This is a genomic window from Bacillus sp. CGMCC 1.16607 (assembly GCF_042683745.1).
Classification (GTDB): domain Bacteria; phylum Bacillota; class Bacilli; order Bacillales; family Cytobacillaceae; genus Pseudoneobacillus.
This window is the reverse complement of sequence record NZ_JBHUJX010000025.1, coordinates 962,681-988,410: the sequence shown is the minus strand read 5'-3', so window position 1 is coordinate 988,410 and position 25,730 is coordinate 962,681. Positions and strand designations below refer to the sequence as shown.

At 37.7% G+C, this 25,730-nt stretch carries 24 protein-coding genes, 20 tRNA genes and 1 rRNA gene; 36 read left to right on the top strand and 9 right to left on the bottom strand.

Annotated elements, in window-relative coordinates:
• The first annotated feature begins 2 nt into the window (after window positions 1–2).
• The 21 genes from rrf to ACFSO7_RS21480 all read left to right on the top strand — a co-directional run bounded on the left by rrf (window position 3) and on the right by ACFSO7_RS21480 (window position 1,962).
• A 5S ribosomal RNA gene (gene rrf, locus ACFSO7_RS21580) occupies window positions 3–118 on the top strand.
• Between the two features lie 9 nt (window positions 119–127).
• Window positions 128–203, top strand: a tRNA-Val gene (locus ACFSO7_RS21575).
• Window positions 204–212: 9 nt separating this feature from the next.
• Window positions 213–288: transfer RNA gene (locus tag ACFSO7_RS21570), tRNA-Thr, on the top strand.
• 13 nt (window positions 289–301) lie between these two features.
• A tRNA-Lys gene (locus ACFSO7_RS21565) sits at window positions 302–377 on the top strand.
• A gap of 14 nt (window positions 378–391) precedes the next feature.
• Window positions 392–476: transfer RNA gene (locus ACFSO7_RS21560), tRNA-Leu, on the top strand.
• A gap of 15 nt (window positions 477–491) precedes the next feature.
• Window positions 492–566 (top strand) — tRNA-Gly (locus ACFSO7_RS21555).
• Between the two features lie 6 nt (window positions 567–572).
• Window positions 573–661 (top strand) — tRNA-Leu (locus tag ACFSO7_RS21550).
• Between the two features lie 10 nt (window positions 662–671).
• A tRNA-Arg gene (locus ACFSO7_RS21545) sits at window positions 672–748 on the top strand.
• A 7-nt stretch (window positions 749–755) separates the two neighbouring features.
• A tRNA-Pro gene (locus ACFSO7_RS21540) sits at window positions 756–832 on the top strand.
• Window positions 833–851: 19 nt separating this feature from the next.
• Window positions 852–927 (top strand) — tRNA-Ala (locus ACFSO7_RS21535).
• Between the two features lie 17 nt (window positions 928–944).
• Window positions 945–1,021, top strand: a tRNA-Met gene (locus ACFSO7_RS21530).
• 39 nt (window positions 1,022–1,060) lie between these two features.
• Window positions 1,061–1,137 (top strand) — tRNA-Ile (locus tag ACFSO7_RS21525).
• Window positions 1,138–1,154: 17 nt separating this feature from the next.
• Window positions 1,155–1,247, top strand: a tRNA-Ser gene (locus ACFSO7_RS21520).
• A gap of 28 nt (window positions 1,248–1,275) precedes the next feature.
• Window positions 1,276–1,349 (top strand) — tRNA-Met (locus tag ACFSO7_RS21515).
• A gap of 13 nt (window positions 1,350–1,362) precedes the next feature.
• Window positions 1,363–1,438, top strand: a tRNA-Asp gene (locus tag ACFSO7_RS21510).
• 8 nt (window positions 1,439–1,446) lie between these two features.
• Window positions 1,447–1,522 (top strand) — tRNA-Phe (locus ACFSO7_RS21505).
• Window positions 1,523–1,532: 10 nt separating this feature from the next.
• A tRNA-Gly gene (locus ACFSO7_RS21500) sits at window positions 1,533–1,606 on the top strand.
• Between the two features lie 4 nt (window positions 1,607–1,610).
• Window positions 1,611–1,687 (top strand) — tRNA-Ile (locus ACFSO7_RS21495).
• Window positions 1,688–1,711: 24 nt separating this feature from the next.
• A tRNA-Asn gene (locus ACFSO7_RS21490) sits at window positions 1,712–1,786 on the top strand.
• 4 nt (window positions 1,787–1,790) lie between these two features.
• Window positions 1,791–1,881 (top strand) — tRNA-Ser (locus ACFSO7_RS21485).
• Window positions 1,882–1,890: 9 nt separating this feature from the next.
• Window positions 1,891–1,962, top strand: a tRNA-Glu gene (locus ACFSO7_RS21480).
• A 181-nt stretch (window positions 1,963–2,143) separates the two neighbouring features.
• On the opposite strand, the gene ACFSO7_RS21475 is transcribed toward ACFSO7_RS21480, so the two are convergent.
• On the bottom strand, window positions 2,144–2,338 hold the full coding sequence (locus ACFSO7_RS21475) for a hypothetical protein (protein WP_377879445.1): 195 nt from the start codon (window positions 2,336–2,338) through the stop codon (window positions 2,144–2,146).
• Window positions 2,339–2,636: 298 nt separating this feature from the next.
• On the opposite strand from ACFSO7_RS21475, the gene glgB reads away from it, so the two are divergent.
• Genes glgB through ACFSO7_RS21450 form a run of 5 tightly spaced genes read left to right on the top strand, consistent with a single transcriptional unit; the run spans window position 2,637 to window position 10,579 of the window.
• On the top strand, window positions 2,637–4,577 hold the full coding sequence (gene glgB, locus ACFSO7_RS21470) for a 1,4-alpha-glucan branching enzyme (protein ID WP_377879444.1): 1,941 nt from the start codon (window positions 2,637–2,639) through the stop codon (window positions 4,575–4,577).
• A complete protein-coding gene (locus ACFSO7_RS21465; protein WP_377879443.1) occupies window positions 4,525–5,667 on the top strand; it encodes a glucose-1-phosphate adenylyltransferase in 1,143 nt (380 codons plus the stop codon). Before glgB ends, ACFSO7_RS21465 begins: the two co-directional genes overlap by 53 nt.
• 40 nt (window positions 5,668–5,707) lie before the next feature.
• The gene (locus tag ACFSO7_RS21460) at window positions 5,708–6,736 is read left to right on the top strand and encodes a GlgC family sugar phosphate nucleotidyltransferase (RefSeq protein WP_377879442.1); all 1,029 of its coding nucleotides are present in this window, start codon (window positions 5,708–5,710) and stop codon (window positions 6,734–6,736) included.
• On the top strand, window positions 6,733–8,184 hold the full coding sequence (gene glgA / locus ACFSO7_RS21455) for a glycogen synthase GlgA (RefSeq protein WP_377879441.1): 1,452 nt from the start codon (window positions 6,733–6,735) through the stop codon (window positions 8,182–8,184). Before ACFSO7_RS21460 ends, glgA begins: the two co-directional genes overlap by 4 nt.
• Window positions 8,174–10,579 carry a glycogen/starch/alpha-glucan phosphorylase gene (locus ACFSO7_RS21450; RefSeq protein WP_377879440.1) on the top strand — a complete coding sequence of 802 codons (2,406 nt, stop codon included), beginning with the start codon at window positions 8,174–8,176 and terminating at the stop codon, window positions 10,577–10,579. Before glgA ends, ACFSO7_RS21450 begins: the two co-directional genes overlap by 11 nt.
• A 121-nt stretch (window positions 10,580–10,700) precedes the next feature.
• Here the strand turns inward: ACFSO7_RS21450 and ACFSO7_RS21445 are convergent, their stop codons facing one another.
• The gene (locus ACFSO7_RS21445) at window positions 10,701–11,639 is read right to left on the bottom strand and encodes a 1,4-dihydroxy-2-naphthoate polyprenyltransferase (protein ID WP_377879439.1); all 939 of its coding nucleotides are present in this window, start codon (window positions 11,637–11,639) and stop codon (window positions 10,701–10,703) included.
• Window positions 11,640–11,912: 273 nt separating this feature from the next.
• On the opposite strand from ACFSO7_RS21445, the gene ACFSO7_RS21440 reads away from it, so the two are divergent.
• The 6 genes from ACFSO7_RS21440 to menC all read left to right on the top strand — a co-directional run bounded on the left by ACFSO7_RS21440 (window position 11,913) and on the right by menC (window position 19,384).
• A complete protein-coding gene (locus tag ACFSO7_RS21440) occupies window positions 11,913–13,319 on the top strand; it encodes an isochorismate synthase (protein WP_377879438.1) in 1,407 nt (468 codons plus the stop codon).
• Window positions 13,316–15,070, top strand: a complete 1,755-nt coding sequence (gene menD, locus ACFSO7_RS21435) for a 2-succinyl-5-enolpyruvyl-6-hydroxy-3-cyclohexene-1-carboxylic-acid synthase (RefSeq protein ID WP_377879437.1) — start codon at window positions 13,316–13,318, stop codon at window positions 15,068–15,070. The genes ACFSO7_RS21440 and menD overlap by 4 nt, the downstream gene beginning before the upstream one ends.
• Window positions 15,067–15,867: a 2-succinyl-6-hydroxy-2,4-cyclohexadiene-1-carboxylate synthase gene (menH, locus tag ACFSO7_RS21430; RefSeq protein ID WP_377879436.1), complete on the top strand. Its 801-nt coding sequence runs from the start codon at window positions 15,067–15,069 to the stop codon at window positions 15,865–15,867. Before menD ends, menH begins: the two co-directional genes overlap by 4 nt.
• Before the next feature lie 27 nt (window positions 15,868–15,894).
• Window positions 15,895–16,716, top strand: a complete 822-nt coding sequence (menB, locus tag ACFSO7_RS21425; protein ID WP_377879434.1) for a 1,4-dihydroxy-2-naphthoyl-CoA synthase — start codon at window positions 15,895–15,897, stop codon at window positions 16,714–16,716.
• A gap of 84 nt (window positions 16,717–16,800) precedes the next feature.
• Entirely contained in the window at window positions 16,801–18,285 is a 1,485-nt protein-coding gene (locus ACFSO7_RS21420) for an o-succinylbenzoate--CoA ligase (RefSeq protein WP_377879433.1), read from the top strand.
• Window positions 18,275–19,384 carry an o-succinylbenzoate synthase gene (gene menC / locus ACFSO7_RS21415; RefSeq protein WP_377879432.1) on the top strand — a complete coding sequence of 370 codons (1,110 nt, stop codon included), beginning with the start codon at window positions 18,275–18,277 and terminating at the stop codon, window positions 19,382–19,384. The genes ACFSO7_RS21420 and menC overlap by 11 nt, the downstream gene beginning before the upstream one ends.
• A gap of 51 nt (window positions 19,385–19,435) precedes the next feature.
• Here menC and ACFSO7_RS21410 read toward each other — a convergent pair whose 3' ends face one another.
• Window positions 19,436–19,591, bottom strand: coding sequence for a DUF1540 domain-containing protein (locus tag ACFSO7_RS21410; RefSeq protein WP_377879431.1), 156 nt, complete (start codon window positions 19,589–19,591; stop codon window positions 19,436–19,438).
• 144 nt (window positions 19,592–19,735) lie between these two features.
• A complete protein-coding gene (locus tag ACFSO7_RS21405; RefSeq protein ID WP_377879430.1) occupies window positions 19,736–20,704 on the bottom strand; it encodes a metal ABC transporter solute-binding protein, Zn/Mn family in 969 nt (322 codons plus the stop codon).
• 213 nt (window positions 20,705–20,917) lie between these two features.
• Between ACFSO7_RS21405 and ACFSO7_RS21400 the strand changes: the two genes are divergently transcribed.
• Window positions 20,918–21,490, top strand: coding sequence for a beta-class carbonic anhydrase (locus ACFSO7_RS21400; RefSeq protein ID WP_377879429.1), 573 nt, complete (start codon window positions 20,918–20,920; stop codon window positions 21,488–21,490).
• Here the strand turns inward: ACFSO7_RS21400 and yidD are convergent.
• Window positions 21,487–21,741, bottom strand: a complete 255-nt coding sequence (gene yidD, locus ACFSO7_RS21395; RefSeq protein ID WP_377879428.1) for a membrane protein insertion efficiency factor YidD — start codon at window positions 21,739–21,741, stop codon at window positions 21,487–21,489. The two genes, ACFSO7_RS21400 and yidD, sit on opposite strands and share 4 nt — an antisense overlap.
• Window positions 21,742–21,899: 158 nt before the next feature.
• Between yidD and ACFSO7_RS21390 the strand changes: the two genes are divergently transcribed.
• Window positions 21,900–22,373 (top strand): S-ribosylhomocysteine lyase, encoded by a 474-nt coding sequence (locus ACFSO7_RS21390; RefSeq protein ID WP_377879427.1) that lies wholly within the window; start codon window positions 21,900–21,902, stop codon window positions 22,371–22,373.
• 34 nt (window positions 22,374–22,407) lie between these two features.
• On the opposite strand, the gene ytzI is transcribed toward ACFSO7_RS21390, so the two are convergent.
• Together ytzI and ACFSO7_RS21380 are read right to left on the bottom strand one after the other, a co-directional pair.
• Window positions 22,408–22,566 carry a YtzI protein gene (gene ytzI / locus ACFSO7_RS21385; RefSeq protein ID WP_377879426.1) on the bottom strand — a complete coding sequence of 53 codons (159 nt, stop codon included), beginning with the start codon at window positions 22,564–22,566 and terminating at the stop codon, window positions 22,408–22,410.
• Between the two features lie 107 nt (window positions 22,567–22,673).
• Window positions 22,674–22,931 (bottom strand): DUF6154 family protein, encoded by a 258-nt coding sequence (locus ACFSO7_RS21380; protein ID WP_377879425.1) that lies wholly within the window; start codon window positions 22,929–22,931, stop codon window positions 22,674–22,676.
• Window positions 22,932–23,209: 278 nt separating this feature from the next.
• On the opposite strand from ACFSO7_RS21380, the gene ACFSO7_RS21375 reads away from it, so the two are divergent.
• Window positions 23,210–23,518, top strand: a complete 309-nt coding sequence (locus ACFSO7_RS21375) for a hydrolase (protein ID WP_377879424.1) — start codon at window positions 23,210–23,212, stop codon at window positions 23,516–23,518.
• A 123-nt stretch (window positions 23,519–23,641) separates the two neighbouring features.
• Window positions 23,642–24,127 carry an RNA deprotection pyrophosphohydrolase gene (ytkD, locus tag ACFSO7_RS21370; RefSeq protein ID WP_377879423.1) on the top strand — a complete coding sequence of 162 codons (486 nt, stop codon included), beginning with the start codon at window positions 23,642–23,644 and terminating at the stop codon, window positions 24,125–24,127.
• Window positions 24,128–24,136: 9 nt separating this feature from the next.
• Here ytkD and ACFSO7_RS21365 read toward each other — a convergent pair whose 3' ends face one another.
• Both ACFSO7_RS21365 and ACFSO7_RS21360 read right to left on the bottom strand, forming a co-directional pair.
• Window positions 24,137–24,943, bottom strand: coding sequence for an ABC transporter permease (locus ACFSO7_RS21365; RefSeq protein ID WP_377879422.1), 807 nt, complete (start codon window positions 24,941–24,943; stop codon window positions 24,137–24,139).
• Entirely contained in the window at window positions 24,927–25,700 is a 774-nt protein-coding gene (locus ACFSO7_RS21360; protein WP_377879421.1) for an ABC transporter ATP-binding protein, read from the bottom strand. Before ACFSO7_RS21360 ends, ACFSO7_RS21365 begins: the two co-directional genes overlap by 17 nt.
• Window positions 25,701–25,730: the final 30 nt, after the last annotated feature.

Below are 25,730 nucleotides of genomic sequence, written 5' to 3'. Positions count from 1 at the left end.
AGTCTGGTGGCGATGGCGAGAAGGTCACACCCGTTCCCATACCGAACACGGAAGTTAAGCTTCTCAGCGCCGATGGTAGTTGGAGGATTCCTCCTGTGAGAGTAGGACGTCGCCAGGCGAAAAATATGGAGGATTAGCTCAGCTGGGAGAGCATCTGCCTTACAAGCAGAGGGTCGGCGGTTCGATCCCGTCATCCTCCACCATATAACCTTGCCGGTGTAGCTCAATTGGTAGAGCAACTGACTTGTAATCAGTAGGTTGGGGGTTCAAGTCCTCTCGCCGGCACCAGTTTTACTAGTACGAGCCATTAGCTCAGTTGGTAGAGCATCTGACTTTTAATCAGAGGGTCGAAGGTTCGAGTCCTTCATGGCTCACCATTTAATTTAATCATGCGGGTGTGGCGGAATTGGCAGACGCACCAGACTTAGGATCTGGCGCCGCAAGGCGTGGGGGTTCGACTCCCTTCACCCGCACCATTCACTTTAATAGACGCGGAAGTAGTTCAGTGGTAGAACACCACCTTGCCAAGGTGGGGGTCGCGGGTTCGAATCCCGTCTTCCGCTCCAAAAAGTGCCGGGGTGGCGGAACTGGCAGACGCACAGGACTTAAAATCCTGCGGTAGGTGACTACCGTACCGGTTCGATTCCGGTCCTCGGCACCATTTATAAAATGCGCCCGTAGCTCAATTGGATAGAGTGTCTGACTACGGATCAGAAGGTTATGGGTTCGACTCCTTTCGGGCGCGCCATATAGAACGGGAAGTAGCTCAGCTTGGTAGAGCACTTGGTTTGGGACCAAGGGGTCGCAGGTTCGAATCCTGTCTTCCCGACCATTCTAAACTAACTAATATTGGGGTCTTAGCTCAGCTGGGAGAGCGCCTGCCTTGCACGCAGGAGGTCAGGGGTTCGATCCCCCTAGACTCCACCAATTAAATTTAAAATTATGGCGGTGTAGCTCAGCTGGCTAGAGCGTACGGTTCATACCCGTAAGGTCGGGGGTTCGATCCCCTCCGCCGCTACCATAATTTTGGACTTTTAGCTTAAAAGGCTGAACATTTATTGGACCTTTAGCTCAGCTGGTTAGAGCAGACGGCTCATAACCGTCCGGTCGTAGGTTCGAGTCCTACAAGGTCCACCATTTAATATTTTTTTCGCGGAGGAATACCCAAGTCCGGCTGAAGGGATCGGTCTTGAAAACCGACAGGCGGGTTAAACCGCGCGGGGGTTCGAATCCCTCTTCCTCCGCCATATTTATTTAAAAATGGCTTAATATTATCGCGGGGTGGAGCAGTCTGGTAGCTCGTCGGGCTCATAACCCGAAGGTCGCAGGTTCAAATCCTGCCTCCGCAATAATCCATCTAATGGTTCCGTGGTGTAGCGGTTAACATGCCTGCCTGTCACGCAGGAGATCGCGGGTTCGATTCCCGTCGGGACCGCCATTATATGTGGCTCAGTAGCTCAGTCGGTAGAGCAAAGGACTGAAAATCCTTGTGTCGGCGGTTCGATTCCGTCCTGAGCCACCATTTTAGTAATGCGGGTGTAGTTTAGTGGTAAAACCTCAGCCTTCCAAGCTGATGTTGTGAGTTCGATTCTCATCACCCGCTCCATATTGGGCCTATAGCTCAGCTGGTTAGAGCGCACGCCTGATAAGCGTGAGGTCGATGGTTCGAGTCCATTTAGGCCCACCATATTTATTCATTAACATTTACTATTCCGCAGTAGCTCAGTGGTAGAGCATTCGGCTGTTAACCGAACGGTCGTAGGTTCGAGTCCTACCTGCGGAGCCATTATGGGGAAGTACTCAAGAGGCTGAAGAGGCGCCCCTGCTAAGGGTGTAGGTCGGGTAACCGGCGCGAGGGTTCAAATCCCTCCTTCTCCGCCATAACATTTTGGCCCATTGGTCAAGCGGTTAAGACACCGCCCTTTCACGGCGGTAACACGGGTTCGAATCCCGTATGGGTCATCTATTAAAGAGCTATCGATATTGTATCGTAGCTCTTTTTTATATTATAGGAAAAGTAGATTGCTATTTACTTTTTTCCTATAATATAAAGAATAATTATATTAACAATAAAAAGGGTTGACCAAAATAGGTCAACCCTTTTTATTTGTTTTCATACAATCTGCTTCCTTTGGCTTTCTATTCAATCATACTTCTCCTTGCTAGGTGCTAGCTTGTTTCCTGGATTATTTAGGTCAAATTCAGAACTAACTCCTGTGGAGGGACCACGAAACATATCCCCTGTAGCTAATATTTTCCCATCTGGTGCATCGAATAAAGGTGCAGGAATATCTCCTCCAGCTTGTTTTAATAAAAATTCTTCTTCTTTATTTGCCAATGTAACTCCACCTTTTTTAATTTTTTAGTTACTATTATTGTTTTATTTTGTCTAAATTCCTTTAATATATGTCGGATCAGATTGAATTTGCTCATTTATTCTCGCAAATACGTCTTTCTCCTCACTTATTGTCTGAAAGTATTACAAGGATTTCTAATGTTAAACAAGAATAATACAAGAAAGCTAGTGAATACGATTCTAAAAATCAATACTAAATGCCTCTAACATTTCTTCTCTTATAAAGTGATTCAATCTATCTAAAGGTATCTTGGCAACTAAATTAAAGGATGGGGAAAAAATGGTCGTGAATACGTTATATCCAACCGACTTTCAAATGCATTTGTTTCATGAGGGAAATTTATTTCAAGGTTATCAGTTATTTGGTTCGCATGTGTTAATGAAAGAAAATCAGATTGTCACTAGATTTTGTGTATGGGCTCCAAATGCCCAAATTATCAGACTTGTCGGTGATTTTAATAATTGGAATGGAACCGAACACTCCTTTCATAGAGTTAATAAAGAGGGCATTTGGATGCTAATTGTTCCAGAAAATTTAGAAGGCTGTTTATATAAATACGAAGTGATTTATTCAACGGGTGAACGGTGTTTAAAAGCAGATCCATTTGCATTTTATTCTGAAATAAGACCAAATACTGCTTCTATTGTTTATTGTCTTGATGGATATCAATGGATGGATTCAAAGTGGCAGCAAAAAAGGGAAAAAGATCTTAGTTTATCGAAGCCAGTGGTCATTTATGAACTCCATCTCGGTTCATGGAAAAAGCATAATAACGGGCAATTTTTGTCATATAAAGAATTGGTTCGTGAATTAATTCCCTATGTGTTACAGCATGGTTTTACTCACATTGAATTATTGCCTCTTGTCGAGCACCCGCTCGATGATTCTTGGGGATACCAAGGGACAGGTTATTTTTCACCTACTAGCCGTTATGGTGAACCCCATGATCTCATGTATTTTATTGATCAATGCCATCAAAATGGTATTGGAGTCATTCTCGATTGGGTTCCTGGTCATTTTTGTAAGGATGGTCATGGATTGTATCAATTTGACGGAACACATCTTTATAGCTATGAATATGGTCCGGATCGGGAAAATGATGTTTGGGGTACGGCAAATTTTGATTTAGGGAAACCTGAGGTTAATAGTTTCCTCATTTCTAATGTGCTTTTTTGGATGGAGTATTTTCACATCGATGGTTTTCGTTTAGATGCTGTTGCAAATATTATTTATTGGCCAAATGCATATGAAAAAAAGCCAAATCCATTTGGAATTGCCTTTTTGAAAAAACTAAATCAAGTAGTGAAAGATTTTGATCCTAGCGTAATGATGATTGCGGAGGATTCAACGGATTGGCCTCAAGTAACAGCCCCGACTAAATATGAAGGTTTAGGCTTTCAATATAAGTGGAATATGGGTTGGATGAATGACATCTTAGAGTATATGGTGACTCCAGCAAATAGGAGAAGCGGGGTCCATCAAAAGATTACCTTTTCATTAGTTTACGCTTTTACGGAGAATTTTGTCTTACCATTTTCCCACGATGAGGTTGTTCATGGAAAAAGGTCAATTCTAAATAAAATGCCGGGAGACTATTGGCAAAAGTTTGCCCAGGTTAGATTATTACTTGGTTATATGTTCGCTCATCCTGGAAAGAAACTTTTGTTTATGGGATTTGAGCTTGGACAATTTGATGAATGGAAGGATAAAGAACAGCTAGATTGGCAATTAATTGAATTTGACATGCACCGAAAATTGAATGCATATGTTAAAGAATTAATAAGGATTTATAAACGCTCTAAGCCCTTTTATGAGTTGGATTATTTACAAGCAGGATTTGAATGGATTGATGTTCATAATTGTGGGCAATCGATTTTTTCTTTTATAAGAAGAGGCAAGGAAGAAGAAGATTTTCTGATCATTGTGTGTAATTTTACAGAAAAAAATTATTCGAATTATAAAGTTGGAGTGCCAGGTGAGTTAAAATATCGGGAATTATTCAATAGTGATCAATTGGATTATGGTGGTAGCGGTCATATTAATAGAAAAATTTTAATGGCTAATAATGAGGAATTTCACGGCCAGCCTTATCATATCAAAATGAATATTGCTCCGTTTGGTATATCCATTTTGCGACCTGTGAAATCAAGAAAGGAGAGAAAAGGTAGTGGGAAAGAAAAAATGCGTAGCTATGCTTCTGGCAGGGGGAAAAGGGAGTAGATTAAATTCTCTCACGACGACAATCGCGAAACCAGCTGTTCCATTTGGAGGAAAATACCGGATTATCGATTTTACATTAAGTAATTGTACGAACTCAGGAATTGATACAGTGGGTGTGTTAACCCAGTATCAACCACTTCTATTAAATTCATATATCGGAATCGGAAGTGCATGGGATTTGGACCGAATGGATGGCGGGGTCACTGTACTTCCTCCATATAGTGAATCTTCTGATGTGAAATGGTATACCGGAACGGCTAGTGCAATCTATCAAAATATGAATTATCTTCAACAATATGAGCCAGAGTATGTACTAATCTTATCGGGGGATCACATCTATAAAATGAATTATGAATTCATGCTCGACTATCATATGGAGAAAGGAGCAGATGTAACCATTTCGGTTATTGAAGTTCCTTGGAATGAGGCTAATCGGTTTGGCATTATGAATACAGATGATGAGATGAGAATTACTGAATTTGAAGAGAAGCCAGCTGTACCGAAAAACAATCTTGCTTCAATGGGAATATATATATTTAGTTGGAATGTTTTGAAGGAATATTTAGCGAAGGATGATGAGAATCCCACCTCAAGTCATGACTTTGGAAAAGATGTAATTCCTTTATTACTTAAAGATCAAAAGAAAATGCTCGCCTATCCATTTAAAGGCTATTGGAAGGATGTTGGGACAGTTAAAAGCCTATGGGAAGCGAATATGGATTTATTAAATAATAGCTGTGATTTAGATTTATTTGATTACACTTGGCGTATTTATTCTGTTAATCCAAATCAACCACCACAATTTATTGCTCCCTGCGCAGAAGTACTAGATTCTCTAATAAATGAGGGTTGCCTAATTGAAGGGGATGTTGAAAGGTCAGTACTTTTCCAAGGTGTTAAAGTTGAAAAAGGAGCGGTTGTTCGCGAATCCGTCGTTATGTCGGATGCAGTGATTGGGAAAAACGCTTATATAGAAAAAGCGATTGTTCCTGCTGGAATCCAAATACCAGAAGGCGCTATTATTTATGGAAATGAAGTGGATGGAGAGATTTTGTTAGTAACAGAAGATTTATTAAAAAAAATAATCTGAGATATATAGAATGATCATGATATAGGGTGGGGAAGCGCAGATGAATAGACAATTACTAGGAGTTATCGATGCGACGGCTTTTCATGAAGGTTTAGAGGATTTAATGATTCACCGCTCACTAGCAGCAGTTCCTTTTGCAGGGAGATACAGATTGATTGATTTTGTATTATCCAGCATGGTGAATTCGGGGATTCGAAGTGTGGCTATTTTTCCAAAATTTCAATACCGTTCGCTAATGGATCATTTAGGATCAGGGAAGAATTGGGATTTAAATCGAAAACGAGATGGGCTTTTCTTTTTCCCTTCCCCTAATATTGAAGGCAATAGTCAAGGATTTGGCTGTTTTCAACATTTTGCCGCAAATATCGATTACTTTAATCGAAGCATACAGGAATATACGATTATTTCCAACTGCTATACGATTTCAAATATAGATTATAGGGATGTATTGAAAAAGCATATTGAATCAGACTGTGACATTACAGAAATAACGAGAGAAGGTAGATCCATTGGAATGTTCATGCTTAAAACCTCGTTATTAGTAGATTTGATCAATCATCGTAATGAAACAGGATATACAACAATGCGAGATATTGCTTTAGATATAAACCACTCATATAAGATTTGTCGATTTGAGTATGATGGCTATGCGGTTATGATTGATTCCATACAAAAGTATTTTTCCACTAGTTTGAATATGCTTGATCCAACTATTTGGAAACAAGTATTTTTAAAAAATCGTCCTATTTTCACAAAGGTAAAAGATGAACCGCCGACAAGATATTTTAAAGGGTCTGTTGTTCAAAATGCAATGATTGCGAATGGTTGTCAAATTGAAGGCGAATTGGAAAATAGTATTATTGCGCGCGGGGTCAAAATAGGAAAAGGGTCTAAGATTACTAACTGCATTATTTTACAAAAATGTCAAATTGGTGAGAATTGTATATTAGAGTCGGTCATTTTAGATAAAGATGTAAGAGTAGAAGATGGAACAGTGATGATCGGGACTGCGAATAAACCTCGAGTCATTCGAAAAGGCACTGTTCAAGGAGCGTTGATTAAATCGTGAAGGTGTTATTTACCGTTTCGGAATGTGTTCCGTTTATTAAGTCTGGGGGTCTTGCAGATGTTGCTGGTTCTTTGCCAAAAGAGCTTGTGAGTCTAGGTACAGACGTAAGGGTGATACTTCCTAAATACGGAAGGATTGCAGGAACTTATCGTAATCAGATGAAAAAAGTAAAAGAGTTTACCGTTCCGCTTGGTTGGAGAACTCAATATTGTGGCATCGAAGAACTAGTTCATGATGGTGTGACTTATTACTTTATTGATAATGAATATTATTTTAAACGTGATGGGTTATACGGCTATTATGATGATGGAGAACGTTTTTCATTTTTTTGTAAAGCTGTCTTAGAAAGCTGTGAGCATTTAGATTTTTTTCCAGATGTGATTCATTGTCATGATTGGCATACAGCGATGATTCCGTTTTTATTAAGAGTTCAATATTATCAGAAGGAACGCTATGGTTTTATCCGAACGGTGTTTACGATTCATAATCTGCAATTTCAAGGGATCTTTCCAAAGAGTGTTTTAACGGATTTATTAGGTGTCGCAGAAAGGTATTTCCAACCTGATCAGCTAGAGTTTTTTGGGAATGCAAATTTTATGAAAGGTGGAATTGTAGCGGCTGATAAGATAACGACCGTCAGTCCTACCTACCGTTCGGAGATCCAGTCATCTTTCTTTGGCGAAAAGCTTGAAGGCCTGTTAAAGCTAAGAGAGGAAGATCTGATTGGGATATTAAATGGAATTGATGAAGATTTTTATAATCCTATGAAAGATGATTACTTAACATACAAATTTGGAATAAAAGATTTAAAAAATAAACAGAAAAACAAAAAGGAAATTCAAAAGTACTTCCAGTTGCCAATAAAGAAAGAAACTCCTTTAATGGTGATGATTACGAGATTAACGAAACAAAAAGGACTCGATTTAGTTTCCTGTGTTTTAGAGGAGATGCTACAAGAGGATATTCAATTGGTTGTCTTAGGTACTGGGGATTGGGAGTTCGAACAATTTTTCCAAAGTAAAGCGAAAGAATATCCGGAAAAATTAAATGCACATATTGGTTTTGATGAAGGATTAGCCCATAGACTTTATGCTGGAGCAGATTTGTTTCTAATGCCTTCTCTTTTTGAACCTTGTGGTCTTGGGCAACTGATTGCTATGAAATATGGAGTGATTCCCATTGTTCGTGAGACAGGTGGCTTAAATGATACGGTTCATTCCTACAATGAAATGAGTGGAGAGGGGAATGGATTTTCATTTCAAAATTTTAATGCACATGACATGCTTTTCACGATTAGAAGAGCGATTCATTTTTATCATGATAAGCAGGTGTGGCGGAAAATTGTTCAAGCGGCAATGTCGAAGGATTATAGCTGGGCACAATCGGCATTTAAATACAATCAGCTATATGCGGAGCTTGTGACAAGGAGTGAAAGCCATGTTTTCTAATAAGGAGCTATTTAAAAGTGAGTTTGTTAACCGAGTTGAAAGAATGTCGGGAAAGAGCTTTGCGGAAACCACAGAACGTGACCAGTATCAAGCATTAGGAAATATGATTCGTGAGTATGTAAGTAAAGATTGGATTGCAACCAATGAATCGTATCGTAAAAACGGAACAAAGCAGGTTTATTATTTATCGATTGAATTTTTATTAGGGAGGTTACTGGAGCAAAATATATTAAATTTAGAAATAGAGGAATTTGTTGAAAATAGCTTAAAGGAGCTTGGAATTTCATTGCAAGGCATTGAAGAGGTTGAAGCAGATGCAGCATTAGGGAATGGCGGCCTAGGGAGATTGGCCGCTTGTTTTCTTGATTCCTTAGCTTCTCTTGGATTGCCTGGGCATGGCTGTGGAATTCGCTATAAGCATGGACTATTTGAGCAAAAAATGGTCGATGGGTATCAAATCGAGCTTCCCGAACATTGGCTTCGGAATGGTCATGTGTGGGAAGTACGCAAATTAGACCATGCGGTTGAAATTCCTTTCTGGGGTCAGGTCGAGAGCAGAATGGAAAATGGTAGGCTTGTTTTTCACCATGTAAATACGGAAAATATTACTGCTGTGCCTTATGACATGCCTGTAGTAGGTTATAGGAATCAGACAGTAAATACGCTTAGATTGTGGAATGCGGAGCCATCCGCCTATCCGATTCATAAAAATATATTGAAATATAAACGTGACACGGAATCGGTTTCGGAATTTTTGTATCCAGATGATACACATGACGAGGGGAAAATCTTAAGATTAAAACAACAATATTTTTTAGTTGCCGCTAGTATTCGCTCCATTGTTCGATCCTTTCGCAAGCAACACTCAAGCCTACTGCATTTTCATGAATATGTGAGTATTCATATCAATGATACTCATCCTGTTTTAGCGATACCCGAACTTATGCGTTTTCTCATTGATGAAGAAGGATTTGATTGGGAACAGGCATGGAAAATTACCACGAAAACGATTTCTTATACGAATCACACCACCCTATCCGAAGCACTTGAGCGTTGGCCTATTCGAATTTTTCAACCGCTGCTGCCACGAATATATATGATAGTGGAGGAAATGAATGAACGATTTTGCAGATCTCTTTGGGATAGATATCCGGGTGATTGGAGGAAAATCGAACAGATGGCTATCATTGCCCATGAGGAAGTGAAAATGGCGCATTTAGCGATTGTAGGTTCATATAGTGTGAATGGAGTGGCAAGAATTCATACGGAAATCTTGAAAATGCGGGAAATGAACTTATTCTATCAAGTGTTTCCTACAAAATTTAATAATAAGACAAATGGAATCACTCATCGCCGTTGGTTGTTGAAGTCAAATCCAGAGCTTGCAAGGCTAATTACGGGGGCAATTGGTGAAGAGTGGGTTTCGAGTCCTGAAAAGCTTGTAAATTTGATGGATTTTAAGAATGATTCATTATTTTTGGAACAATTATCTAAAGTAAAAGAAGTGAATAAAATACAATTAAGTAAGACGATTTTTCAAAAATCAGGAGTAATAGTTGATCCTTCTTCTATTTTTGATATTCAAGTTAAAAGACTCCATGCCTACAAAAGGCAGCTTTTGAACATTTTACACATTATGCATTTGTATAATCTATTGAAGGAAGATTCAAGCTTCACCATGTCACCGAGGACGTTTATTTTTGGCGCAAAGGCGTCTCCAGGTTACTATTTTGCGAAGAAAGTAATTAAACTGATCAATACGGTTGCGAAGAAAATAAATGAAGACAGTTATGTATCGAATGTGTTAAAGGTTATTTTTCTTGAGAATTATCGTGTGTCATTAGCGGAAGAAATTTTTCCTGCGGCAGATGTAAGTGAACAAATATCGACAGCCAGCAAAGAAGCTTCAGGTACAGGAAACATGAAGTTCATGATGAATGGGGCACTGACGGTCGGCACAATGGATGGGGCTAATGTTGAGATATTTGAAAGAGTGGGTCCAGATAATATTTTTACATTTGGTCTAAGTGCAGATGAAGTGTTGCGTTTTCAAAAACAAGGTGGCTATCGTTCGGTGGAATATTATTCTCATGATAAACGGATTCGTAAAGTTCTTGACCAGCTTGTGAACGGCTTTTTTAAAGAAGATGATGAATTTGAAATCATTTTTGATTCATTACTGGCACAAAATGATCAGTATTTTGTCTTAAGGGACTTTGCTTCTTATGTTGAAATTCAAAAAGATGTCGGAAAAGCGTTTTTGGATAAAAAAGAATGGTGGAAAAAAAGCTTAGTAAACATTGCCCAATCAGGATATTTCTCAAGCGACCGCACCATCAAAGAATACTCAACCGAAATATGGAGAATTCAAGCAAACGAAAACGCTTCACTTTAGCACATCACCGCATTGGGGGTCAGTCCCCCATCGCTTTAAAGCGACGGGGGACTGACCCCCAATGCTTTAAAGCGTGAAAGCCCACTGTCCTTTAGGACAGTGGGCTTTTGTGTTAAATAGGTTATAGGAAGTATCCTAGGAATAGACCGATAGATAGTAGAAAACCGAAAATGGTGTTCGTTTGGGCTGTTGCTTTCATTGCTGGCATCATTTCGATTGGCATGCTTTTTCCAATGAATCCTTTCGTTGCTTTTATCGCTTTTGGTGCACTAAGCAACACGATAGCTGCCCAAGGTGACGCAAGTTGAAGGATAATCAGCATGAAAACCCAGATAAAAGAAACAATAAACATCCCTGCTAATAGTGTAATGGCTTTATCTCTACCAAGTAATATTGCTAAGGTTTTGCGACCATTTTCCTTATCGCCATCCAGATCACGAATATTATTTGAAAGCATGATCGCTCCAACTAAAATAAAGATAGGTATAGAAATTAGGACACTGCTAGTATCAACCATTCCAGTTTGTATATAGAAGGAAATGAGAATGATTAACATCCCCATAAAAAATCCAGAAACTAGCTCGCCAAATGGCGTATAAGCAATTGGTATTGGGCCACCTGTATAAAAATACCCTACCGCCATACATACTAAACCAATGACAGCAAGCCACCAGCTAGAATTCATACAAATATAAATACCTAATAGAACAGCTAAACCATAAAAGCTAAGGGCAATAGATAAAACAGTTTTAGGCTTTACGCCATCTCTAACAATCGTTCCACCAATACCAACTGACTTTTCATTATCAAGACCACGTTTAAAATCATAATACTCATTAAACATATTTGTGGCTGCTTGTATGAGTAAACTTGCGATAAGCATTGTAAGAAAAAGTCCAAAATGAACTGTATGCTCTTGAACAGCAAGTGCTGTACCTAATAAGACTGGAACAAAGGCTGCCGTTAATGTGTGAGGGCGTGTTAATTGCCACCATTTGCGAAATCCTTGGTTGGATTCAACAACCGAACTAGAACTGTTAGGCTTCATCTGTGGTTGCATAATCTTCTCTCCCCTTTGAAATTCTTTATATGAATTAATTACTTTATAATTTAACACCAAACTATAGTTTAGAAAAAGTTCGTTGTAGTGTCAATGATTTATTATCCTCAAAAAAGGTTAAGCCTTCCATTCATAAGTATAAATGAAAATAGAGGAGATACTTAGTCAATAGTGATCTGTTTTATTGACATTCTATTGAACGGAGTAGTATGTTAAAATAGACTTAAAAGGTATGGATTGCAGTCATTATTGACTGGTTTTGGAGGGATTTTTTTGGTTACCATCCAAGAAACGGAACTAATAGAAGGAATTCGATCTGCTCTTATTCGGTCAAAAAATTTAAATAAGCCGATATTAGTTAGCGAAGTCCATAAAATTGATAAGATTAATCCGCTTTCTTTTTTTTATGCTGGAAAAGAATTATTTCATGGAGAAAGATTTTTTTGGAAAGACCCATCGGATATGTCCATTATTGTTGGACTTGGAATATGTAAGCAAATACAATCGGATCAATCAAAGGACCGGTTTTTTCATGTTGAAAAAGAGTGGAAAACATTCATTCAGGATGGAATTGTTCATGCTACCCATTCAGTACATGGAGTAGGTCCAACCATGTTTGGAGGATTCTCTTTTGATCCTTTAAAACCAAATACCGATCTGTGGTCAAAATATCCTCATACATTATTTCATCTTCCAAAGTATATGCTATCGATTATTGAAGGACAAACTTATTTAACAACAAATATTTTATGTACAAAGAATGATGATGAATCTTTAGCAATGAAGGTGAATAACGAAAGGACTAAGCTTTTAAAGCAATTAACTGAACCATTTTTTGAAAAAGAAAATAACCCATATAATATAGAAGAAATGAATCCTGACGGCTGGAAAGAGTCTGTGAAAAACGCAGTAGCTGATTTGCAAAAAGGGACTTTGAAGAAAGTTGTGCTAGCTAGGGAACTTAGACTCATTTTTAACCAGGTAATTGAAGTGGAAAGTGTCCTACATCATTTACTTAATGAACAAAAGAAAAGTTTTGTGTTCGCTTTTGAATCAAATGGTGATTGCTTTATAGGTGCTTCGCCGGAAAGATTGGTGAAAAAAGAAGACAAAGTATTGTTTTCAACTTGTTTAGCTGGATCAACAGCGCGAGGAAAATCTGTCGAAGAAGATGATCGACTAGGTAATAATTTATTATCAGATTCAAAAAACTTAATTGAGCATCAATACGTAGTCGATATGATCCGAAAGGCGATGGAGGACTTTTGTATTGAGCTTACAATACCTAATGAGCCTGTATTAATGAAAATGAAAGATATTCAGCATTTATACACTCCTGTAACAGGTATTAGTAAAGAAAATACTTCATTGCTGCAAATTGTAGAGCATTTACATCCAACTCCTGCACTTGGGGGGATGCCTAAGCTCCAAGCGATTGAAAAAATACGAGAGATAGAAGAGATGGATCGAGGTTTTTATGCCGGACCTATCGGTTGGTTAGATACAAATGGAAATGGAGAATTTGCCGTTGCGATACGCTCGGGACTAATCCAGGGAAAAGAAGCTTCCTTGTTTGCCGGATGTGGTATTGTCGAAGACTCAAATGCGGATAGCGAGTATGAAGAGACGAATATCAAATTCCGCCCGATGTTAAACGCACTTGGAGGAAAAAATAAATGAATTATCAAGAAGCATTAACCGCTTATACCGCAGCTTTTGTTAATGAATTGGTTCTTACGGGTGTACGCGATGTTGTGGTAAGCCCAGGTTCTAGGTCAACACCTATGGCCATGATGATGGCTGAACATCCGGATTTAAAAATTCATATTCAAATTGATGAGCGCTCAGCAGGTTTTTTTGCTTTAGGGATGGCTAAGGCAATAAAAAAACCTGTCGCTTTACTTTGCACATCTGGCACAGCAGCAGCTAATTATTATCCAGCTGTGATAGAGGCGAAATATTCAAGAATTCCTTTAATTGTGATTACTACTGATCGACCACCTGAACTAAGGGAGGTTGGTGCTCCACAAGCCATCGATCAAATCCATCTTTATGGGAATCATGTAAAAGCCTTTTACGAAATGCCATTGCCTGAAAAGGAAAGTACTCTTATTCGATATGTTCGTATGACCTGTGCTCGTGCTGTAAGCACTGCATGCTGTCAGCCAATGGGACCAGTTCATCTGAATTTTCCATTCCGCGAGCCATTAATCCCATTGCTTGACAGTGAGAAATTATTTGAAATGGAAGAGCGTTCAGATCGATATGTACAGATTGAAACGGGGAATTGGACGTTAGACAGCAAACGCTTTGCTTTATTGGCTAATGTGTTAGCTGAAAATCGGAATGGTGTGATTGTTGTAGGACCTTTGGATGACGAAGAGTTAAATAAAGAAATCATCCAATTAGCTAAACGACTTTCTTTCCCTATCCTTGTTGACCCGCTTTCACAATTACGGAGCGGGAAGCATGAGGACCGGTACATTGTGGATTGTTATGATAGTTTTTTAAGAAGTGATGATACGAAAACATTTTTACAACCAGATATCATTCTTCGCTTTGGCGCTATGCCTGTTTCAAAAGCCCTATCTATTTTCCTAAAAGAAAATCGCACAAACAATCATTTAGTTGTTGATGGTGGAAGTGGCTGGAGTGATCCATCTGCTTTAGCATCCAATATGATTCATTGTGACGAGAGTCGATTTTGTCAATCCATCCTATCGCTATTGCCAGAAGATCTGGAAAATCAACATTTACAAGATTGGCTGGCGCTAAATGAAATGGCTAAAGAACAAATGTTATCGGTTAGGGATTTAAGTGATATGGATGAAGGAAAACTATTTGCTTTATTAGCAGATTTGCTTCCAGATGACTCAACTTTATTTGTTGGAAATAGTATGCCTATACGGGATTTAGATTCGTTCTTCTTCTCAAATCAAAAATCAATAAGAGTAATGGCCAATCGAGGTGCTAATGGAATTGATGGGGTGATCTCATCAGCAATAGGGGCTGCTGTCTATTCTAATAAAATGTATTTAGTATTAGGAGATTTAACCTTTTACCATGATTTAAACGGACTTCTCGCTGCTAAGCTCTTAAATATCGATATCACGATTATAATCATTAATAATAATGGTGGCGGAATCTTTTCCTTTTTACCACAAGCAAATCATCCGAAAAATTTCGAATTACTTTTTGGGACTCCATTAGATTTAGATTTTAAACATATTGTCAAGATGTATAATGGTTCCTATAAGAAAACAGAGAACTGGGATGAGTTTCTATCAGCTTTTTCAAAGACAGTAGATGAAAAGGGTCTAAAAGTTCTGGAAGTTCCGACAAATCGTGAAAAAAATGTTGTACATCATCGAGAATTGTGGAATTCTGTTTCCCGGGAAATAGAAAACTTCATTGCTAGTGGAAAGCGATGAAGTTTCTCGTTGACGATATAACCTACCATGTAGAGATATGTGGTGAAGGGCATCCCCTATTATTACTCCATGGCTTTACTGGTAGGGGAACGAATTGGATGCCATATTGCTCTACTATAGGAAATAAAGCTAAACTAATTATGCCTGATATTATTGGACATGGGCTGACAGAACATCCTGAAGTTCTTGGAAGATATGAGATAGAATCTGTAGCAAAGGATTGCATTTCTATATTGGATCAACTAGGAATTGAACAAGTTGATCTTCTCGGTTATTCAATGGGGGGAAGATTAGCCATTTCGTTGGCAATTCTTTTTCCAAATCGAATTAGAAAATTGATTTTAGAAAGTGCCTCCCCTGGACTTGCAACGGAAGAAGCAAGAAGAGAAAGGCAACAAGCAGATGAAAAGCTTGCTCATTTTATTAAAGAGAAGGGTATAATAGAATTTGTCGATTACTGGGAGGATATCCCTCTTTTTCAGTCCCAAAAATCTTTACCCGAAATTACAAGAGATAGAATTCGAACCCAGAGGTTAGCCAATCATCCTATTGGGTTGATCAACAGCTTACTTGGAATGGGAACTGGGAGCCAACCATCCTACTGGGAAAATTTAAAGGAAATGAAGGCAGAATCGCTGTTCATTGTCGGAGAACTTGATCAAAAATTTTGCCAAATTGCATTGCAGATGCAAAAATCCTTGCCTAAAGCGAAGATTTATAAAGTAAAGAATGCTGGCCATGCAATTCATGTGGAACAAGCTGAAAAATTTGGTACAATAGTAAGTGGGTTTTTGTAGAATACATAAATGAGGGAGGAATCCGTTATGGCAGCAGTAGAATGGATTGCCGGACATAAGTACGAAGATATCATTTACGAAACATATAATGGTATTGCTAAAATCACAATTAATAGACCCGAAGTTCACAATGCTTTCCGTCCAAAAACAGTCATGGAATTAATCGATGCCTTTGCTTTTGCACGCGATGATGCAAGCGTGGGGGTTATCGTTCTTACAGGTGCAGGAGATAGAGCATTCTGTTCAGGTGGAGATCAATCTGTTAGAGGACATGGTGGATATGTAGGTGAGGACCAAATTCCTCGTTTAAATGTTCTTGATCTTCAACGTTTAATTCGTGTCATTCCTAAGCCAGTTATTGCTATGGTTAAAGGATATGCTATTGGTGGAGGACATGTCCTTCATGTTGTGTGTGATTTAACGATCGCTGCAGACAATGCTATTTTTGGACAAACAGGTCCTAAAGTAGGTAGCTTTGACGCTGGCTATGGTTCAGGATACTTAGCAAGAATTATTGGTCATAAAAAGGCTCGTGAAATCTGGTTCCTATGCCGTCAATATAATGCGCAAGAAGCTTTAGACATGGGATTAGTTAACACGGTAGTTCCTTTAGATCAAGTAGAAGAAGAAACTATCAAATGGTGTGAAGAAATTTTAGAGAAAAGCCCAACAGCACTTCGCTTCTTGAAAGCAGCGATGAATGCTGATACAGACGGTTTAGCAGGCCTTCAACAATTTGCTGGTGATGCTACACTTCTTTATTACACAACGGACGAAGCAAAAGAAGGTCGAGATTCCTTTAAGGAAAAACGTAAACCTGACTTCGGACAATTCCCAAGATTCCCTTGATCTTAAAGTTTTATGTATTTGACAGCTTGATGGTTTTTTCCATCAGGCTGTTTTCGTATCTTAATAGAGGAGATGATGGGAAAGGTGCCAAATGAATTAATACCAAATTTATTGAAAAAACGTGCTTATCTTACTCCAAACCGTGTTGCCTTTATTTTTGAAGAGCAAGAAGTGACCTTTTTAGAATTGTACGAGCAGTCCCAATCTGTAGCAGAAAAAATGACAACCATCGGAATAAAGAATAAAGACAATATAGGTTTGATGCTTACTAATCATATTGAGACAATCTATATTCTATTTGCTCTCCAATTAATTGGATGTCGAGCTATTCTTTTAAACAACCGATTAACACCTTTTGAAATTTCTTATCAACTAACTGATTCGAATGCGCAGGTACTTTTGACGGAGGAAAAATATTCAGCGATTTTCTCTGAGCTTTCTAATGAGTGTCCTGTTGTACTAAAGAATGAACTTTTCAATCAATACACGACTCCCTTTAATATCGAAGAAGAAACATGTCTCGATGAAATATGCTCTATCATGTACACATCTGGCACTACTGGAAATCCAAAAGGGGTGCTCCAAACATATGGAAATCATTGGTGGAGTGCAACAGGCTCTGCTTTTAATTTAGGGTTAAATGAACAGGATCGATGGATTTGCGCGGTTCCTCTTTTTCATATTAGCGGCTATTCTATCTTGATAAGAGGTGTTATATATGGGATGACTGTCCTACTTCATGAAGGATTCGATGAGGAGAAAATAATTGAAGATATAGTAGGTGGTAGAGCATCAATCGTTTCAGTAGTCACAACGATGCTATCTAGATTACTTAATCAGTTACAAGATAAGTCATTGCCATCTACATTTCGATGCATGCTAGCTGGTGGCGGACCTGTTCCTAAGCCGTTACTTGAAGCCTGTGTAGAAAAAAATATTCCCGTTTATCAAACGTATGGAATGACTGAAACGGCTTCGCAGGTTGTTACTTTAGCACCTGAAGATAGCTTAATCAAGCTTGGTTCAGCTGGGAAACCATTGTTCCCAGTACAATTGAAAATTGTTACACCAAAAGGGAGAGAAGCAAAGCCATTAGAGGCAGGGGAAATCACTCTTAAAGGACCCAATATTACAGCTGGCTACTTAAATCGCCCTACTGAGACATTGGAAAAAATAAAAAATGGCTGGCTTTATACAGGGGATATTGGTTATTTGGATGAGGATGGATTTTTATACGTGCTTGATCGTAGGTCTGACCTCATTATTTCTGGTGGAGAAAATATTTATCCGGCTGAAATCGAAGGGATTTTGCTTTCACATGACCAAATCATTGATGCTGGGGTAATTGGAGTTCCTGACGAAACATGGGGGCAAGTACCAGTTGCCGTGATTGTTCCAAAAGGAGAAGTGTCGGAACATCAATTATTAACGTTTTGTCAACAACGTTTAGCTAAATATAAAGTTCCGAAAAAGTTTATCTTTAAGGATGAGCTCCCTCGGAATGCTGCAAAAAAGCTAATGAGACATAAGCTTAAAGAATGGTGGGAGGAACAATCCCTTGAACATTAAAGAAATTTCTCTTTCGGTCATCTCTATGCCTTTAAAATTTCCATTTTCAAGCCATCTTCAAACTGTTTCAGAACGGGAAGCTATCATAGTTGAAGTTTCTGACCGAGACGGGTTAAAAGGGTATGGAGAGGCAGTGGCATTTTCATCACCATGGTATACAGAGGAAACGGTAAAAACCTGTTACCATATGCTTGTTGATTTTTTAATTCCTTTATTGCAAAAAGCAAAGATTTCACACCCTGAACAAGTGAGTCATTTATTTGAGCCAATCCGTAGAAATCAGATGGCAAAAGCTTCTTTAGAAACAGCCATTTGGGATTTATATGCAAAACAGAAAGGCAAATCTTTAACAACAATTCTTGGTGGAAATCGAAAAGAAATTCCTTCTGGAGCAGTAGTAGGCAGCCAATCGATTAAAGAGGCGCTTTTACAAATGGAGAAGTATGTTGCAGAAGGTTATAAACGGATAAAGTTAAAAATAAATCCCCCTAATGACTATGAATTTTTATCAGAAATAAGAAGGCAATTTCCAGATGTACCCATACTAGCAGATGCCAATTCCGCTTATACACTTCAAGATTTGGATCGGTTAAAAGCGTTGGACGATTTTCAGCTATTAATGATCGAGCAGCCACTTGCCCATGATGATTTTTTAGATCACGCGAAGCTGCAAAAGGAAGTGAAAACGCCCATTTGTTTGGATGAAAGTATTTATTCCTATGATGATGTAAAACGGGCAATTGAGCAAGAAAGCTGCCAAGTGATTAATATTAAAATTGGCCGTGTTGGAGGCTTGAAAAATGCTAAAGATATTTATGATCTATGTCTAAAAAATGGCATCGATATTTGGGTTGGCGGGATGTTGGAATTTGGGGTTTCAAGGGCACATAATATTGCACTTGCTTCACTTCCTGGTTTTCATATTCCCGGAGATATTTCAGCATCCTCACGTTATTGGGAAGAGGATATTACTTATCCTGAGGTTATAGTGGAAAAAGGGAATATCGCCGTTCCAATAGAGCCTGGGATCGGATTTCAAATCAATGAGAGAAGATTAAATGAAGTGTTAATTGAAAAAAGGAAATTTCAGTTTAATTAAAAGGGACTAAAACGATTTGTTTAGTCCCCTCCATGCAATTAAATTTTGAAATCACTCACCAGGTTCAAAGGTTTTACAATCGGTTTCTTGAGAAGTGTCCGCTTGTTTACCTTTATGGCTAACAACATAAATTTGTTCAGCAGAACAGCGATTTCCTTTTGCCCAATATGAACAATTGTTAACTTCGCAGAGAACGTCTTGTGCCATGATTTATCACTCCTCTTAATTAGTATCCATGTAAGCTGCAATAGAGATAATGGCTTACATGATACAGACTTAGCTTGAGGAAAATAAGCTACTTTCATCCGTTTTTCAAATTAGCAAATTTAGGTTTCAGAAGAAACTTTACCCCTATTTACTTTCATTTAGAGCTTTGGCAAGTGATTGAATATTTTCATTCATTAAGGTAAAATATGTTTCTTTATTATGAATGTTATTCTCGGTCAAAACGGCTAGATTGTGTAATGCTAATGATTTAGCTCCGATTTCTTTTTGAATAATTTTCCCTAACTTTGAGCTAACATTTTGTTCAAATAAGATGAATTTTATATTTTTTTCTTCAGCTATTTTTACAATTTCCTCTAAGTCTTTTTGAGTAGGCTCAGAAGAAGTTGTTAAGCCTGAAATGCTAATTTGATGTAAGTCATATCTTTTTTCCCAATAACCGAAAGCAGCATGCGAAACAATGATATCTTTATGTTTAGCATTGCCAATCGTTGATTGAAATGTGGTATGAAGTTCATTTAATTCTTTTGAAAGCTTTTTGTAATTATCAACAAACGTTTTTTCTTCTTTTGGTAATTTTGATACTAGGGCATCTTTAATAGCTAAAGCCATTTCATTTGCATATACAGGGTCAAGCCAAATGTGTGGATCAACATCACCATGATGATGTTCCTCTTCTTCGTGATTATCTTCTTCATCCTCATGATGTTCGGTTTCTTCGACTAACTCGGTTTTATTTAATTTATCACCGACTGCAATAAATTGGACATCTTCATTTTTGAGTGTATTTTTTGCTTTTTCAACAAAACCTTCAAGACCAAGCCCGATGGAGAAAAATAAATCCGCATCCGCTAGTTTCATCATATCTCTTTGAGAAGGCTCGAATGTGTGCTCGTCAGAACCTGGAGGATAAATGGTTTCCACAATAACTAGATCTCCCGCAATTCTTTCTGTAAAATATTTTAATGGATAGACGGTTGTATAGACAGTTAATTTTCCAGTTTCTTTTGCTGATTCTTTTGATTTTTCGGAACACCCAGCAAGAATAGAGCTAATAAGAAAAAATAGAATAGTTAGTATGGCAGTTTTTTTCATGTAATTTCCCCCTTCGAATACAAATCGTAGTAATTACGATTTAGGAAACAAAAAAATATTAAACATTTATTATTTGTGCTTTTAATGGATTTTCAATAAAATAAAAATATAATACGGAATCATTCCGATTACCTTTTGTATCATACATAATTTATTATGAAATTGCAAGAGGAAAATGAAAATACGAATGGAAGAATGGAAGTGGTATAGCAGATGGAAAAGAAAAGATTTTTAGATGAAATATTAGTGTATAATGAAAAATTTGTGGCAGAGAAAAAATACGAGGAATACGAAACAACAAAGTTTCCTAATAAACGTACGGTCATCTTGACTTGTATGGATACCCGTTTATTAGAGCTATTACCTAAAGCGATAAATATAGCAAATGGGGATGCAAAATTTGTTAAAAATGCTGGTGCTTTAGTGAGCCATCCATTTGGAAGTATTATGAGAAGTATTCTTGTTGCCGTTTATGAATTGCAGGCTGAAGAAGTGTTCGTAATTGGTCACTATGATTGCGGTATGAGTGGGATGAAGGCTGGTCCAGTCATAGAAAAAATGAAACTAAACGGTGTCACAGATGAAACTTTTGAAACACTTGCTTATGCAGGACTTAATGTAACTGAATGGTTTGAAGGTTTTACATCTGTTAGAGACAGTGTTGCCCATAGTGTTGAGATTATCAATAAGCATCCATTAATGCCAAAAAATGTCCCTGTTCATGGTTTAGTGATTGATCCAAAAACAGGTAAATTGGACTTAATCGTTAATGGATACAACAACTAGTTTATAGGTTTATTTTTATTACTTGAAGGCCATTCATCTGGAACAGGGTCAAGTCCACCTGGATGAAAAGGATGGCATTTAACAATTCTTTTGACGGTCAACCAGCCCCCCCTTAACGGACCAAACCTCTTAATGGATTCCAATCCATAATGGGAGCAAGTAGGGTAAAAACGGCAAGTGGGTGGCTTTAAGGGCGAAAGAACAATTTGGTAGAAACGGATCAGGCTAATAAACACTTTTTTTAACAACATTTTCACTCCCTTTCATTATTTCAATGACATAAAAAGAACATAACATAAATAACCTATAAGGTCTAAAAAATAAATTCTGTGTAAGTTGATGAATTAACTCGGGATTTAATGTATAATAGGTAAAGAAATATTTCTAAAGTGAATAGGGAGTGAATGTAATGCCTTCAGTTGAAAGCTTTGAATTAGATCATAATGCGGTTAAAGCCCCGTATGTAAGACACTGTGGCGTACACCAAGTTGGTAGCGATGGTGTTGTAAATAAATTTGATATTCGTTTTTGTCAGCCAAATAAACAAGCGATGAAGCCAGATGTGATTCATACATTAGAGCATTTATTAGCCTTTACGCTTCGTAAGCATTCCGAGAAATACGATCATTTTGATATTATTGATATTTCACCAATGGGTTGCCAAACTGGCTATTATTTAGTTGTAAGTGGAGCTCCTACAGTGGATGAAATTATCGATCTTCTTCATGACACGATGACGGATGCACTGGAAACAGTTGAAATTCCTGCTGCAAACGAAACTCAATGTGGGCAAGCGAAACTGCATGATCTTGAAGGGGCAAAACGATTAATGCGATTTTGGTTAGACCAACCAAAAGAAGAGTTAAAGCAAGTATTTGCGTAAAAATTAATAAAAGAAAAAGGACTCATGAGATTGCCTAATCTTGTGAGTCCTTTTTGTCATCATTGGATTTTTGATTAGTTGAAATCGGGTCTACAGTATGTTTATAAGAATAAGCTTTAGAAGTCGTAATAACCGCTAAAAATAACACAATGAGCACGATAATAACTGAGATGATTAAGATGGTTGTTAACATAAATACACCTCCTCTTTGTATATATTACCATACTTTAGAAAGGTTTCGTGGAATAAAAAAGGTCTTTCCTCTCATATTGGAAAGACCTTAAAATATGTATATTACAATTAATGAACATTCCTCTGTGGAAAGATTGGAGCTCTTCTTTGACCATATTCTTCTTGGGCAAATTTACCCTTTAAACTTTCAATTAAATAAACACCCATTAAATCATATAATTCCTGTTTTTCCATTTCCTGAATGATGTGTAATAAATCTTCATATTCCATTTCTTCTAAAAATGCGAAAGTAAGCATATCAATATCTTCTTCATCACCAGTAAGCTTGTCACGATAAAGCTCAAATAGTTCATCCACCAATTTCATTTTCTTCACCCCTAGCATGTTAATTTTAAAAAACACCTTATTTATTCAATCCCCTAATTAAATGAAAAATATTCTCGCTGGTCGAAAGGGACAACACGATGGATTCATCCAATTTTTAAAACTTGCATAAATTATATACCAATGTGGGAAACGAATAATAGTATTTAACGAAAAATTCAGGCAGAAATATCTCGACTAATTATGTCGAATAATGACAATCCTAATGTCTTAACGTAATGAAGAAAAGTCTAGATTATTATGTAAAGGAAGATGCGATCATGGATAAAAAAAAGACGTATTATGTTTCAGTTGGTACGGGGGAAATCTCTCAAAGTGCCACTGGCTCAACTTGGAATTATAAAATTGAGGCTACTGATGACGAAATCATAAAACTACGAGAGTATTTTGATTCTAACTATTCAACGGAATGGATAAATTTCTTCAGGGCTCACGTTCCATTTCTTGAATATCATCATGACCGATCAAACGATAAATATGACGAAACATTAAAAGAAGTTTACGGTATGCTCCACCAACTAGGAGACCAAGAAGCTAAAGCACACATCGAAAGTATGGGAATCTTATAATGACTCCTTTAACACAGTAAAGCGCTGGGGGACTGTCCCCCGGCGCTTTACTGTGTTAAAGTGGTTGTGTGCATTGGAAGATTATTTCGGTATAATAAATCATAATATTACTTATTTTTGAGGATGATTTGTTTGAGTGAGTTTATCGATGCAAATGGTTATAAGATAAAATTCTTGTTTGAACCTGAATCTTTTCCTGAAGAGGCAAAGCATGTTTTAGTTATTTGTGAGAATGAAAATAACTGGGTACTTACTAATCATAAGAAGAGGGGCTGGGAATTTCCAGGTGGTAAAGTGGAAGCCGATGAAACGCTAGAAGAAGCTGCCAGACGCGAAGTTCGGGAAGAAACGGGTGGGATATTAAATAAATTGATCCCAATTGGCACATATAAGGTAATGGAACCAGAAGGTGCCTTTGTAAAAAAGGTTTTTTGGGGGAGAGTGAGCCATTTAGCAAAAAATAGAGATTACATGGAGACAAATGGTCCAGTCCTAGTGGGAAAGGAACTTTTATTAAAAGAAAGATTTAATGATCCTTACAGTTTTATTATGCAAGATGATGTGATTACGATTTGTCTTGAAAAAATAAAAGGGTGCAGTTCAAAATGAATACACCCGTTACTGATTTTTTATTAATTTTCTTTCAATAAAATCAACCAATTGATACATGAGTGTTGCAAAGATAGCAATGACCAATAAGGATAGTAGGACAAGTGTAAAGTTAAAAACTTGAAATCCGTAAATGATCATATAACCAAGTCCTTTTGAAGCGACAAGAAATTCACCAACGATAACGCCAACCCAGGAAAGTCCAACGTTTACCTTTAATGTTGAAATAATCGTTGGGAAGGATGCAGGGAGAATCGCTTCTTTAAAGCTTTGAAGCCGAGTTGCGCCGAAAGTTTGAAGTACTTTTAAATAATTTGGATCAACTTCTTTAAAAGCGGTGTAAACGACAATCGTGGTAATGATGATTGAAATAATCGCACCCATGGCAATGATTGAGGAAAAGCCCGGACCGAGTGCGACAATTAAAATAGGACCTAATGCCACTTTTGGCATGGAATTTAAGATGACCAAATAAGGATCTAATACCTTCGAAACAAAAGGTGACCACCAAAGAATTGCCGCTAATAATGTTCCTAAAAACGTTCCTAGAATAAATCCAAAAATGGTTTCTGTTAAAGTTACTCCGATATTAGCCATTAACGTACCATCCTGGAGTTTGTCGATAAGCAATCCCCATATTTTTGATGGAGAACTAAATAGTAAAGGATCAATCCAATTCCTTTGGCTTGCTAGTTCCCAAACGGAAAAAAATAGGATAAAAATGAGAATCTGGTAGAATCTGACCCATTTCTTTTCTCGTTTTAAAGATTGAATATATTTATCATGAAGGAGTTTCGTATTATTCTCTGGATTCAAGGGACTCCAGCTCCTTCCAAATGGTTTGAAAAATTTTTGAATAATGCTCATGATTCCGAGCTTCGAATGGAGTTAATAATCGTAATTCCTCAGGTACAATGAAAACTTTATGAACTTTTCCAGGGTTTGCGGCGAACAAAAAGATACGATCACTCATTGCTATAGCCTCACCAATATCATGTGTCACTAGGATGGCTGTTTTTCCAAATGATTTTAAGGTGCTTGATACCAAATCCTCGAGTTTTAGTTTTGTTTGATAATCTAATGCTGAGAAAGGTTCATCAAGCATAAGAATTTTTGGTTCTGTAGCAAGAGTTCGCACAAGAGCCACACGCTGCCGCATCCCGCCAGAAAGCTGTTTAGGATATTGCTTTTCAATATCACCAAGACTCATTTTCTTTAAAAGCTCCAGCGTATGTTTTTTTGAGTCTTCATTTAATCTATTGGAAATTTTTAAACCTAAATAAATATTATCTTCAATTGTTTTCCATGGAAAAAGATAATCTTGCTGAAGCATGTAACCAATTTGGTAGCTCGATTGTTTGACAGGCTTTTTTTCTAGAAAAACTTTACCCTCTGTAGGTGAAATAAGTCCTGCGATAATCGATAATAACGTTGTTTTCCCACAGCCACTCGGGCCAAGGAAGGAGATAAACTCCCCTTCCTCGATTTGAATGTTAACATCGGAGAGGGCCGTAGTAGCCGATGTTTTTGTAAAATACGTATGGTGAACATGATTAATCTCTAAATAGCTCATTTGCGGCCTCCCTATCGTAAATGTATTTAA